The organism is Vampirovibrionales bacterium (assembly GCA_016712355.1).
Taxonomy (GTDB): Bacteria; Cyanobacteriota; Vampirovibrionia; order Vampirovibrionales; family Vampirovibrionaceae; genus JADJRF01.
In genome coordinates this window covers 1,013,402-1,025,405 of record JADJRF010000005.1, presented here as the reverse complement: position 1 = coordinate 1,025,405, position 12,004 = coordinate 1,013,402, and the positions used below count along the sequence as shown (strand labels likewise).

Below are 12,004 nucleotides of genomic sequence, written 5' to 3'. Positions count from 1 at the left end.
AGGCGATCCACAATTGGTTGGATAGCAGAAGACGGCATACAAAAAACTAAATATGTAATAATTCATGAGGCAAGGGGACTTAAAAAAGGCCTAAACAAAACCCACCGAATGCCACAGAAAATATAGACAACAGGTCCATTAAACGTTCCTACTCCCAGCCAAGTAAGTGGTGGGCGGTACTGGATTCGAACCAGTGACCCCTTCCGTGTGAAGGAAGTGCGCTACCGCTGCGCTAACCGCCCAACGCGTCTTGGCAGGCTCTATCATACTGTGGAGACGGTGAGACGTCACCCCTGTTTTTTTAAAACGATCGCTGAGCAGGCAGCTTACGCCGAACCGGCCTTCACCACGCGCTTTCGGGCTCGCAACGCGCGGAGCAGGAACGGAAAAATCTTCTGGTTCAGCAGAGGCGGCGGGCCTAGCGTAAAGCCCTCAGGATCGCGCACCCAGCGCTCCAACAAGGTCAGGTTCAGTCGGTTGGACTTCACGCCGAAATCCAGCAGGTCGCCCACCACCGGCACAAGGCCCACGGCCTGATCGAGCAATACGTTAAACGCCAGACGACGCAGCAACAAGCTGGGCGCGCGTAAATAAAACGCGACGCCTATCAAGTACAACGAGAGCGCAAAGCTCACCCAGTCGCCCCAAAAAGGAAGCAGACCCAGCAGCGGATCAAGACCAATGCGAATATTAAAGAAAGGCAGACGAATCCCATCGTCCAGCAGCCAGGCAATCCCGCGCGCAGCCCGCAGGCAACGCGGCGGCGGGGTATCGTCAGACGCGGCCAGCACGGTCGAAGGACGATTGAAGCGCTTTGGCATGAATGGGAGCATAGTGACATTATAGAAAGAATCGTTGCCAGCGTCGACTTCCGTCGCGATAATAGAAACAACGCCCAGCGGGCGCGGCACGGAAAGAGAGCCTGGAGCGACATTCGACATGAAGACCCGGCGGCTGCTGATTCAGGGAGATTTTAAACCCTCGCGCGGCGTACGACAGTTGCGACTGGTGTGCGTGGTTCTGGGCGCGGCGTTTCTGGTAGGCGTCTGCGTGGCGATTGCCTTGTATGGAACCGTGGTTCATTATGAAACGGGCATCAACCGCACGATGAAGCGCGCGCGCCAGATGAATGAAGATAACCGCAATCTACAGGCGCGCTTGAATCGCCTGCAATCGTTCCAGAACATCCAGTCGGCCGCCGCACAGGCGCCGACCCTGCACCTGCCGGAAGAAGTCATTGAAGTCGCCGCCCCCGCAGAACCAGCGCCGTTCGTGTTTTCCGCCGCCTTGCTACAACGCCCTCCCGCGCCCAAAACCTATGGATACTAGCGCCGATGCCTTCGCCTTCTCGCCCTAGCGGCAGCCGCGCGCGTCTGGATCGCGCATCTGCGTCCGATGCAGCGGGACGTCGTCGCCAGAGGCGCTTTGCTGCAGCGTTCGTTCTGCTGGCGGCATTGGGCGCGGCGGTCGCATGCCGGCTTTTTTACGTTCAGGTTTGGGATGCCGCCAATCTGGAGCAGAAGGCGCGAAAAGCGCGCAGCTCGTCTGCCAATCTGTATAATCGCGGACGGATTCTGGATCGTAACGGGGTGATTCTGGCGGAAGACACGTTTTTATACGATTTATACGCGCACCCGCGCTATTTTTTCAAAGCCTCGCCTTATCAGGTGGCGGCGGCGCTGGCCCCGGCGCTTGCCATGCCTGCAAATCTTCCATTTGAGCGCGTCGCGGGGCTGCTTTCTCAGCCTGCGGATCAGTTTCCGACGATTCGGCTGGCGCGCGACCTGCCGCGCGCGGTGATCGACCGCATTCAAAGCGCGCGCGTCGTCCTGCCGCTGAAACATCCCAAAACCGGCCTGCCGCTGACCGACGATCAGGGACGCCCGTTAACCCGACGCATCCCCATTCCCGGCATGGATATCGCCAAGAAGCCGGTGCGCAATTATCCGCAAGGCACTTTGGCCGGGCATCTGCTTGGGTATGTTAACGATGAGGCCGATATCAGCGCAGGCGTCGAATGGAGCGCGCGCGATATTCTGAAAAAACCGCCTCAGGGCTTGGGCGTCGCCGAATTGGACGGCAAGGGCGGCGTGATGAATCTGGACAAAGTCAATCTGGAGATGGTTCTGCGAGAACCTAAAGCAGAAGACGCCCATTTAACGATAGATTCACGGATTCAGTTTGTCGCCGAACGCGAGCTGGCCGCTGGCATTGCGCGGAGCAAGGCGTTGCGCGGCGCGGTGATTATGCTGAATCCGCAAACCGGCGAGATTCTGGCCTTCGCCGTCTGGCCCACGTATGACCCCCTGCATTTTGGCAAAACGTCAGCAGAAACCCTTAAAAACTGGGCCGTGACAGACGTCTATCCGCCCGGCTCTACGATGAAAATTATCACGGTCGCCTGCGGACTTGAAACCGGCGTGGTGCGCCCTGATTCTCGCATTCTGGACACGGGGCGCATGAAAATCGGCGGCTGGACCATCGAGAACTACGATTACTACCGACGCCCGCATCCCGGCATGATTGATCTGGTCTCTCTGTTTGAGCACTCCAGCAACATCGGCAGCGCCAAGATCTCGATGATGATGCCCAAAGAACCGCAGTACAATCTGCTGCGCGCCTTTGGCATGGGCAAGCGCACCGGGGTCGATCTCCCCGGCGAATCGCGCGGCATCTTGCTGCCGATTAGCGAATGGTCTGAATCCACGCATGCCAATATCGGCTTTGGGTACGGGCTGGCGGCCACGCCGTTGCAAATGGCCGCAGGCGTGGCGGCGATCGCCAATCACGGCATCTGGAATATGCCCTATATCATCGCCAACCGTCATCAACGCGTACAACGACGCGTAATTTCCGCCCAAACCGCCGACAGCCTGACCGATTTGCTTCGCCAGAGCATCGATCGGCAGAAAACATCGACCGTTCGCCTGGAAGGCGTGTCGGTCGCCGGAAAAACCGGCACGTCCCGCAAGCCGGTCGAAGGCGGGCGCGGATATACCAATCAGCGCTTTACCTCGTTTATTGGGTATTATCCCGCTGAAGCCCCGCGCGCGCTGATGATGGTGGTGATTGACAGTCCCACTATGGCAGAATCGTGGGGAAGTACGGTCGCAGGGCCTATTTTCAAGGCCATCGCCGACGAGACCATGCCATATCTGGGCATTAATCCGGCAAAACTGTCGCAGAAATCCATCGAACGCAAGCTTCCCAAGCTTTAGAGGAAAGGCAAGCCCCTCTCATGAAACTCACCACGCTGACGCGCCCCCTCTCGTCTATTGTGTCGAAGCCTGTCTTGACGTCGATAGGGGACGGCGATCCCGAGATTACCGGCGTAACGGCGGATTCCCGTCGCGTGCGCCCCGGATTCGCCTTTGTGGCGCTGGCGGGTGAACACGCCGATGGGCATCGTTATATTTCCAGCGCGCTCGCGGCGGGCGCTGCCGCTATCATCGCCTCGAGCAGTCGCGCAGCGCAGTTCGAGGCCGCCTGCCGCGACGCTGGAGCCGCGCTGATCACCGCAGACGATGCGGCGTTGGCGCTGGGCGCGCTGTGCAGCCAGTTTTACGGCGAGCCGGGACGCGCCTTGACCCTCGTCGGCGTCACCGGGACCAACGGCAAAACCACTGTGACCCATTTGCTGGAGACCATTCTACGCGACGTCGGGCGACGCGTGGGGCTGGTGGGGACGCTGGGCCAGCGCATGGCGGGCGACGCAGCGGCGGAGCCCGACGCGTATGAATCCACGGGCCACACCACGCCGATGGCTGAAGATCTACAGGCTACGCTGGCGCAGATGCGCGACGCGGGGGCGGATACGGTCGTGATGGAGGTCAGTTCTCATGCGCTGAGCCAGCGCCGCGTGTACGGGTGTCGCTTTCAGTGCGCCATCATTACCAATCTCACGCAGGATCATCTGGATTTTCACCGGACAATGGCCGATTACGCCAGCGCCAAAGCGTTGTTGTTCAGCGGACTGACGCCGCCAGCCGCCGCCGTAATTAATCTGGACGACCCGTGGGCGCAGACGTTTTTAGAGGCCTGCCCACCCGGGATTCATCCGCTGACCTACGCGCTGGAGAATCCTAGCGCGGACGTCCGCGCCGTGGAGGCGACCTATACGATTGATGGCGCGTCGTTCAGAGCCGTCACGCCGCAAGGCGAACGGCTCGTGACGCTGCTAATCGCCGGTCGTTTTAGCGTGTATAACGCGCTGGCGGCCCTGGCAGGCGCGCTGGCGATGGGCGTACCGCTGGCCGCCGCAGCCGATTCTCTGGCAGCCGTGCGCGGGGTGCGCGGACGCTTTGAAGTGGTGGCCAGCGAACCGGCGGTGATTGTCGATTACGCCCACACCCCCGACGGGCTGGAAAACGTGCTGGCGGCGGCCAGGCAAGTCACGCCCAGCGGCGGCCGTTTATGGGTGGTGTTTGGCTGCGGCGGCGATCGCGACGCCACCAAGCGCCCCAAAATGGGCGCGATTGCCGAACGTCTCGCCGATGCGGTGATCGTCACCTCCGATAATCCGCGCAGCGAAGATCCTCAGCAGATTATCAGCGATATCCTCAGCGGCATTCAGACGTTTGACGCCCAGCGCATGGCGGTAAACGCCGATCGGCGATCGGCGATTCGTCAGGCCATCGACGGGGCCGGGCCGCGCGACGTCGTGGTGCTGGCCGGCAAAGGCCACGAAGACTACCAACTTCTGGCCGATGGCGCTATTCACTTTGACGATCGCGAAGAAGCGCAACAGTACCTGGCCAGTCGGCGCGCTGAAGCCAGCCGTCCGTGATAGAACCCTCTCAATAGAAGGAATCGAGGCCGCTGATGCTGATATGGAATTGGGAAACCGCTTTCATCGCCCTCACGCTGGGCGCGCTGGCAGGCGGCGGGCTTTGCTGGATGATTCTCGATCGCCGCTGGACGCGCGCGCGGGCCGCGTCCGATCTTGACACTGAGCGTCAGCGCGGTCTGATCGCTCATCTGGAAGCGGACGCGGCCCGAATCACCGAAGCGCTCAGCCAGCAAGACATTGCGCTACAGACCCGCGCGCGCGAACTGCAGGAAACGCGCGAGCAGGCCCTGACGGCTCAGACGCGCTTGCAGGCGCTTCAGGCGGAAATGACGCCGCTGCGTGAGCAGCTCCGCGAGGCCTTTGAAACCCTCAGTCAAAAAGTCCTGAAAGATCGACTCGCCGATCTCGACGCCGTGGCCGAAAAAGAGCGACGTCAGGAAGTATCCGCCATTGACGCCATGTTAAAACCCCTGAAAGAGCTGGTGGAACGCCAGGATAAAGAAACCCTCTCGCTCAAAACGCAACTGGAGACCTTCTTAGGGGTGAATCGCCAACTCGCCGACGCGCTGAGCAACAGCAAAGGACGCGGCGATTGGGGCGAACTGGAGTTAGCGCGATTGCTGGAAGCCTCCGGCGTCACGTTTGAAGAGCAGGTGAGCGTCGGCGCGCTGCGCCCCGATATTAAAATCCCGCTGACCAACGGACGTTGCCTGTTGATTGACGCCAAAACCCTGCTAGGCGCACTGGAGCGCATGGCCGATCTCAGCGGCGACGAGGCCGCGCTGCAGGAAGAACGCAGCCGTCACGCCCGCGCGCTCGAAGCCGAAATCGGCAAGCTCAGCGCCAAAGCCTATGAAGCCCAGGTGAAAGAAAGCGTCGATTTTGTCGTCCTGTTCGTCCCGCGCGAATCGATGCTGCGCGTCGCCTTGGAAACCCGCCCGGATCTAATGGAAAGCGCCTTTCGTCGCAACGTCATTCTGGCCAGTCCACTGATTCTGATGGCGATTCTCAAGGCCGTGGCCTACGAATGGCGTCAGGTCCGACTGTCGCGCGACGCCGAGGAAATCCGGCAAATTGGCGAAGAATTGCACAAGCGCGCAGTGACGTTTGTGCAGAAGTTCGAACGGCTCGGCGCAGGCCTCAACACCGTGGTCAACGGGTATCAGGACGCCCAGCGCTCGATGTCCAGTCGACTGCTGCCGCAATTGCGTAAATTCGAAACGCTGGGCTGCGCTTCCAAAAATCCGCTCCCCGAAACGCTGGGCGAGGTCGAGCCTTTGGTGCTGGCGGCGGCTCTCACAGCGTCAGAATAAGCGTTTTTCAGCGTCAGCCTTCTGCCAGAGACGGCGAGCAACCCGACGCGCTGATGATTTCAATCCCGTCTGCGCTCACCAGCAAGGTTTCGGCGAAATGCGCCGTCAGCGCGCCATCGGCGCTGACTTGCGTCCAGCCGTCTTCGGCGATGATAAACGCGCCCTCTGCGCCCAGCGTCATCATGGGCATCAGGGTCAGCGCCAGATCGGGCGTCAACGGCAGATCCAGCGCATCGACGCCGGGCCCGTGCGCCAGATTGGGCGCGGGCGGATCCTGATGCAGGCGCTTGCCGATACCCCAACCGCCGCTGTCGACCACCACGCGCAGGTCATACGCATCAGCAGCGTGGCGAATCCACGCCCCGAGGTCGCCAATACGCTTACATCCGGCAGGATTCTCGCGCAAGCGATCAAACACGGCGCGCGTCCCCGTCAACAAGCGCGTCACGTCCGGCGGCGGCGTATCGCCGCCGAGATAGACCGTTCTGGCAGCCTTGCCATGAAACCCTCGAATCTGCGCGCCCACTGCCACGCTCAACAGGTCGCCAGCCTGCAAGGGACGCGCCGGTAAGGGCGGACCGTTGACGATTTCCGCATTCAGAGAGACGCAGCAGGCAAACCCAAAGCCTTCAAAGCTTTTAAACGGGGCGCTGGCGCGGTGTTCGCGCAGCAAGCGATTCACAACGTCTTCCAGATCGCCGGTGGAGGCAAGCATTCCGGCTTGAGCCAGGGCAATCGCGGCGTCACAGGTTTCGCCAGCCGCTTGCGCCGCAGCCATCAATGCCGCGCGATCGCTTCGGTTCAAACGACTCACGGGCAGCGGGATTGCGATGCAGCCGTCGCCGCTGTCGCCGTCAAGGCTTCGCGCGCCGCAAGGGCTTGCGCGACGCATGCGTGCGGGTGCTCTCCGGTGACGACCAGATGGCCCATCTTGCGCCCCGATCGGGCCTCCGGTTTTCCGTAGAGCGTCAGCGCGGCGTCAGGAAAGGCTTTCAGCGCCGTCCAATCAGGCTCTTGCGGGGCGGCGTTTGCGCCGGCAAACCATAAATCGCCCAGCAGATTAACCATCGCCGCTGCGGGCGCTCGCCTGACGACCGGGCCAAAGGCAAGGCCGCAGCCCGCCTGAAGATGACAAGCGAATTGACTGTCCACAAAGCCTTCGCGCGTGAGGTGACCCGAATTATGCACGCGCGGCGCAATTTCGTTAATTAAAAGACGACGATCGCGAGTCACAAACAGCTCCACGCACAGGATGCCGGTGTAATCGAGCGCCGCCATGAGATCGCCAGTCAGTTTGGCGGCGGTTTCTTCCAGATCCGCCAGCGATAGGGCCGGACTCATCGACCAATCGAGGATCCCGGCGCGATGATGATTTTCAATCAGGCCGAAATGCGTGATGTCACAAGCGTCTTGCCCGGGGATGACGCGCCGGGCGGCAATCATCGAGCACTCGGCCATGAAATCGACGCGGCGCTCCAGCACCCACGGGCCACGATCGACACACGTCGCTTGCGATAGCGATCGCATCAAGGCCTCGGCTTGGGCCGCGTCCGACACGGGGTATTGTCCCTTGCCGTCGTAGCCAAAGGCGGCGGTTTTCAGGATGCAAGCATCGCCGCCCAGCGTTGCGAAGGCGCAGGGTAGCTCATCCGGCGCGCCGACGGGCAGAAATGGGGTCAATGGGAAGCCATGGCCCGCCAGAAAGGTTTTTTCACGCAAACGGTGCTGGGCGACAAAAAGCGCCTGTTGGCCGGGAAAAACCAGCTTTTGGGCTGCAAGACGGGTCAACGCGCTGACCGGGATATTTTCAAATTCAAGCGTGGCGACATCTATCTGCGCCGCAAAACGCGCCAGCGCCTCGTTATCGTCATACCCTGCGCGGATGCGTCCGTTTGCGACGCGATCCGCTGGCGCATCGTCTTCCGGCGCGAAGGTGAGGGCGCGCAGCCCGAGCGCGTGCGCCGCTTCGGCCAGCATCATTCCGAGCTGACCCGCGCCCAGAATTCCGACGGTTTGAGGCGATGAGGCGCGCATCACAGGCTTTCCTGAATCATCGCCGTCTCGATGACGGCCTCGGTCTGGCGCTGACGATACGCCCGGTACGCCGCCAGAATTTCCGGTCGCCAGCGGCCCAGGATCGCTGCAGCCATCAATGCTGCGTTAATGGCGCCCGCCTTGCCGATCGCCATCGTCGCCACAGGGACGCCGCCAGGCATCTGAACAATCGACAGGAGCGAATCGACGCCGTGCAGGGCCTGGCTCATCACCGGCACGCCGATAACGGGCAGCGCCGTATGAGACGCCGTCATGCCGGGCAGATGCGCCGCGCCGCCTGCGCCGGCAATAATCACCTGAATACCGCGCGATTCCGCCTCTTCGGCAAATTGGGCCATCGCCTGCGGGGTGCGGTGAGCCGATACGACGCGGCACTCATGGGCAACGTCCAGCGTCTGCAGCGTCTCGCTGGCATGGCGCATGGTCTCCCAGTCGGACTGGCTTCCCATAATAATCGCGACCCACGGTTGCGTTTGGCCAGACATCAGCAGAATCTCCCGTCACGCGCGCTGGTGAGAAAGCGCTCAAAACCCATCAGGCCTATTTTAGCGTGAAAGACGACAGGGATCGCGCATCAAGCGCTCTTGTTATCAGCAGCTATCAACCAAAGCCGTAACCGCCAGGACGCGCGCCATGGGCGGGGCGATCGCCAACGAGTCCCCCCGGAGGCCGTTACGCCGATGATATTACCCAAAAAGCCCGCCCCCGCCGATTCCATAAAAACCGAATATTCATGACTTTACAGGCGCCGCGCAGAGTATTAAGATAACCCTGTTGACGCCGAACGCATGGCAACAGGCGATTTTCGGCGGATGCGCCCCGCATTATCTAGGAGAGTCAGTTTACATCTGTTTCCAGGCGCGCACTGGTCATGGGGTCTCCATTGGCGAGTGAGAGCAGCGGGGTCGGGTGCGTTTAGCTTGCCTTGCGTTAGATTTGGCGTAAGTTGCGCTTGCGTGTTTCGAGGTTAGGACGCCTTCGGGCGATTAGGCGAAAGAACAGGTTAGGAAGCGCCGTATGAGCGTTCAGGAAACAATGATTAGCGCCGTGGGCGCTTATCCCGCATGCGTGAATGTGGAAGGCGTCACTATCGCCGCCTTTCAAAGTGAACAGAGCTTGTTTGAGCGCATTGCCCTGGAGATTCGCAAGCCGCAACAGGCCTTGATTACTTATGTGAATGCGCATGTCCTCAACACCGCCTTTCGTTTGCCCAAGCTCAAACGATTTCTGACGCGCGCTGACGTCGTCTACTGCGACGGCGCGGGCATTCAATGGGCGGCGCGCCTCGCCGGGCAATGGCTTCCGCGACGGCTCCCAGCCGCCGACTGGTTTTTGTCGTTCTTTCGCTTTATGGCCAAAGAGCGCCTTTCCATTTATCTGCTGGGAGGCGAGCCGGGCATCGCTGAAAAAATGCTTGCCCTGCTCAACGCTGTTGCGCCGCGTCATTCCGTGATTGGGTTTCATCATGGGTATTTCGTTAATGACCCTGCGCAGGAGCGCGACGTGATTGACGAGATTAACCGCCTCAAGCCCGACCTGCTGATTGTCGGGCTGGGTACGCCCATTCAGGAATTCTGGGTAGACAAGCGACGCTCTCAGATCGACGTGGGCGCCATTCTACCGCTGGGTGCCGTGATGGATTATTTTACAGGGCGTCAACCCCGGTGCCCGCAGTGGATGGGCGACGCAGGTTTTGAGTGGCTGTATCGCTTTTCGTCAGAGCCTCGCCGCTTAATGGGACGTTATTTAATTGGCAATCCGTGGTTTATGGGCCGCGCGTGTTTACAAGCTGCGCCTCATCGGCTGCGAAGCATTTTTTCGGCAGACGGGCACAACCGCCCCATCCCATTTCGGCTTTTCCGCGCCGAAATGGCGCGATAATCGCTCGGCGCTAGTTCGACGCCTGAGCCGTCGCTCGACTTTGACGCTGATGCGACATCCACAACGCCGTTGCGCCGCTGAGCGCGATGAGGGCAGGGAATGCCAGCGCGCCTCCATAACCTGTCCAAGCGCTGAGCCCCCCGATGATCAGGCTGCCAAGCGCCATGCCAAAATCGCCGAACATCGTAAAGGTCGCCATGGCGCTGGCGCGTTCGCCGTCTTCGAGGCGATCGGCGACCATGGCCATCAATGACGGTTGAACGGCTCCGCCAGTCAGACCGTACGCCAGCGCGCTTAACAACAACCCCCACGAGGTCGGCGTGAACGCCATACACCAGACCGAAACGCCGCTCAAAGCCATCGCCGGAATCAGCACCGCCGCGCGTCCATAGCGATCTGACAGCGCGCCGCTGACAGAACGGGTCACGATAACGCCTGCGGTATAGAGCAGGTACAGGGGCGCCATGGCGTCCATGCCTTTTTCGTGGCCAATCAGGGGGGCGAAGGGCAGCACCGCCCCGTATAACACGCTGACAGAGGCCATCAACGCGCCAGGACCCAGCGCTTTAGGATGAATCCATGTGACGTCAGCATTCTGAACGGGGTTATGAAGTCGTGTCACAGGGTCCGCCTGTGGCTCTGGCGGCAAAGCCAGACATAACAGCAGCGCCGCGATGCCTAAAGCCAGCATCGTCCAGAAGACCAGTCCTATCGAAACCGTCTCCATGAGCCATAATCCGGCCATGGGCCCCAGCGCCAGCGCCAGCATCACGACATTGCTATGGGCGCTGAGGGCTTCGGCGCGCCGCGCTTGCGGCAAAACCTGCAGTAAATACCCATAATAAGCGGCCACAAAAAGTGAGAACGCGGCCCCGTGAATCAGTCGCAGCGCAAACAAGGCGCCATCGGAAAGCGGCAGGAGGTAGCACGGCGCGCAGGCGGCAAAGCAAGCAGCGCCAACGACAATCAGCCTCTTTTTGGAGGCGAGATCCGCCCAGCGGCCCATCAGCGGACGCGTTATCAGAGAAGCCGCCATAAACGCCGAGACCATCACGCCAATGGCGCCGCCGTTCATCCCACGTTGATGCAAATACAAGGGAAGCGTTGGCGTGATGAGATGAAATGCGCTGAAGAACGCCAGCGCAACCAGCGCCATCATTAAGAAAGGCAACGTCCACAACGGCAAGCGACGAGTGTCGCAAGGCCGCAAATCAGAACAGGCAGCGGAAGAAGCGGGCGTCATCAGCGTTCAAAAGAGCAAACACGGGGGATATGCTTATTAATAAAGAAGCGTCACGATTATAACGTGCGCAAACCTCAAACGCGCCCGCGCCCGGTTTTGACGTATACTAATCGTGAATTCATTCCACGAGGCGGCGACCGATGGAATTTCCTCGATGAAAACCCATTTTATGGAAGAACCCCATCCTTACACCGGCGAAGAGCTGGTCAGTCACTGGATTTACCGGAACGCCGGAATTCTGGGGGACGCCGTGGCGGCCTTTATCGGCCCCTGTCACGTGGATATCTCGCGCATGGTCGACCTTGAAGACGTGCTGAACGAAGACTATATTTACTCTAAAAATATGCTGCACTTTATTATTGAACTGTTTGGCATTCCGCTGGAAGAGGGCGTGGTGGCTCAGCGGCTGTTTTCCTCGATTTTACAGGACCGCATCAACGCCGAGCGCGGCGAATTGGCGGTGCGGCGCATCGGCGACGACCTGTTTTACCAGAACACGAAAAAGCTGTCGGTCTCGATCTGCACCATCAGTCCAACATCCTGCCTCATCCACACCGGCCTGAATATCGATCCCGCCGGCGCGCCTGTCGAGGCCGCAGGATTGGGATGCGATTTGGGCATTGAGGATGCGCGCAGTCTGGCCAACGCCTGTATGCGCATTCTGGCCGACGAGTGGCAGGATATTAAACGATCGACATGTAAAGTGAAGGCGGTGCGCTAACC

At 60.4% G+C, this 12,004-nt stretch carries 11 protein-coding genes and 1 tRNA gene; 6 read left to right on the top strand and 6 right to left on the bottom strand.

Annotated features, from left to right (window positions below; all coding sequences use genetic code 11):
• Window positions 1–167: 167 nt before the first annotated feature.
• A tRNA-Val gene (locus IPK79_06045) sits at window positions 168–242 on the bottom strand.
• Between the two features lie 84 nt (window positions 243–326).
• Window positions 327–911: a DUF4112 domain-containing protein gene (locus IPK79_06040; protein ID MBK8189995.1), complete on the bottom strand. Its 585-nt coding sequence runs from the start codon at window positions 909–911 to the stop codon at window positions 327–329.
• A gap of 28 nt (window positions 912–939) precedes the next feature.
• On the opposite strand from IPK79_06040, the gene IPK79_06035 reads away from it, so the two are divergent.
• The 4 genes from IPK79_06035 to rmuC are packed head-to-tail and all read left to right on the top strand — an operon-like array spanning window position 940 to window position 6,102.
• Window positions 940–1,329, top strand: coding sequence for a hypothetical protein (locus tag IPK79_06035; GenBank protein MBK8189994.1), 390 nt, complete (start codon window positions 940–942; stop codon window positions 1,327–1,329).
• A 5-nt stretch (window positions 1,330–1,334) separates the two neighbouring features.
• On the top strand, window positions 1,335–3,218 hold the full coding sequence (locus IPK79_06030) for a penicillin-binding protein 2 (protein MBK8189993.1): 1,884 nt from the start codon (window positions 1,335–1,337) through the stop codon (window positions 3,216–3,218).
• Window positions 3,219–3,238: 20 nt separating this feature from the next.
• Window positions 3,239–4,786: a UDP-N-acetylmuramoyl-L-alanyl-D-glutamate--2,6-diaminopimelate ligase gene (locus IPK79_06025; protein ID MBK8189992.1), complete on the top strand. Its 1,548-nt coding sequence runs from the start codon at window positions 3,239–3,241 to the stop codon at window positions 4,784–4,786.
• A 35-nt stretch (window positions 4,787–4,821) separates the two neighbouring features.
• A complete protein-coding gene (gene rmuC, locus IPK79_06020; protein ID MBK8189991.1) occupies window positions 4,822–6,102 on the top strand; it encodes a DNA recombination protein RmuC in 1,281 nt (426 codons plus the stop codon).
• Between the two features lie 13 nt (window positions 6,103–6,115).
• Here the strand turns inward: rmuC and IPK79_06015 are convergent, their stop codons facing one another.
• From IPK79_06015 to purE, 3 genes are read right to left on the bottom strand one after another with little or no spacing between them, the layout of a single operon-like run.
• Window positions 6,116–6,916: a M24 family metallopeptidase gene (locus tag IPK79_06015; GenBank protein MBK8189990.1), complete on the bottom strand. Its 801-nt coding sequence runs from the start codon at window positions 6,914–6,916 to the stop codon at window positions 6,116–6,118.
• On the bottom strand, window positions 6,913–8,136 hold the full coding sequence (locus IPK79_06010; GenBank protein MBK8189989.1) for a 5-(carboxyamino)imidazole ribonucleotide synthase: 1,224 nt from the start codon (window positions 8,134–8,136) through the stop codon (window positions 6,913–6,915). Before IPK79_06010 ends, IPK79_06015 begins: the two co-directional genes overlap by 4 nt.
• Window positions 8,136–8,642, bottom strand: a complete 507-nt coding sequence (gene purE, locus IPK79_06005) for a 5-(carboxyamino)imidazole ribonucleotide mutase (GenBank protein MBK8189988.1) — start codon at window positions 8,640–8,642, stop codon at window positions 8,136–8,138. The genes IPK79_06010 and purE overlap by 1 nt, the downstream gene beginning before the upstream one ends.
• A gap of 532 nt (window positions 8,643–9,174) precedes the next feature.
• On the opposite strand from purE, the gene IPK79_06000 reads away from it, so the two are divergent.
• Complete coding sequence (locus IPK79_06000) at window positions 9,175–10,038, top strand: WecB/TagA/CpsF family glycosyltransferase (GenBank protein MBK8189987.1); 864 nt, start codon at window positions 9,175–9,177, stop codon at window positions 10,036–10,038.
• 10 nt (window positions 10,039–10,048) lie between these two features.
• Here IPK79_06000 and IPK79_05995 read toward each other — a convergent pair whose 3' ends face one another.
• Entirely contained in the window at window positions 10,049–11,281 is a 1,233-nt protein-coding gene (locus IPK79_05995; GenBank protein ID MBK8189986.1) for an MFS transporter, read from the bottom strand.
• A 154-nt stretch (window positions 11,282–11,435) separates the two neighbouring features.
• Here IPK79_05995 and IPK79_05990 point away from each other — a divergent pair, with 154 nt between their 5' ends.
• Window positions 11,436–12,002, top strand: a complete 567-nt coding sequence (locus IPK79_05990) for a DUF366 family protein (protein ID MBK8189985.1) — start codon at window positions 11,436–11,438, stop codon at window positions 12,000–12,002.
• Window positions 12,003–12,004 lie beyond the last annotated feature (2 nt).

Coding starts and splice junctions, on each gene's coding strand:
- IPK79_06030 (MBK8189993.1), top strand. CDS start 1,335: ATGCCTTCGCCTTCTCGCCCTAGCGGCAGCCGCGCGCGTCTGGATCGC.
- IPK79_06035 (MBK8189994.1), top strand. CDS start 940: ATGAAGACCCGGCGGCTGCTGATTCAGGGAGATTTTAAACCCTCGCGC.
- IPK79_06025 (MBK8189992.1), top strand. CDS start 3,239: ATGAAACTCACCACGCTGACGCGCCCCCTCTCGTCTATTGTGTCGAAG.
- IPK79_05990 (MBK8189985.1), top strand. CDS start 11,436: ATGAAAACCCATTTTATGGAAGAACCCCATCCTTACACCGGCGAAGAG.
- IPK79_06010 (MBK8189989.1), bottom strand. CDS start 8,136: ATGCGCGCCTCATCGCCTCAAACCGTCGGAATTCTGGGCGCGGGTCAG.
- IPK79_06000 (MBK8189987.1), top strand. CDS start 9,175: ATGAGCGTTCAGGAAACAATGATTAGCGCCGTGGGCGCTTATCCCGCA.
- rmuC (MBK8189991.1), top strand. CDS start 4,822: ATGCTGATATGGAATTGGGAAACCGCTTTCATCGCCCTCACGCTGGGC.
- IPK79_05995 (MBK8189986.1), bottom strand. CDS start 11,281: ATGACGCCCGCTTCTTCCGCTGCCTGTTCTGATTTGCGGCCTTGCGAC.
- purE (MBK8189988.1), bottom strand. CDS start 8,642: ATGTCTGGCCAAACGCAACCGTGGGTCGCGATTATTATGGGAAGCCAG.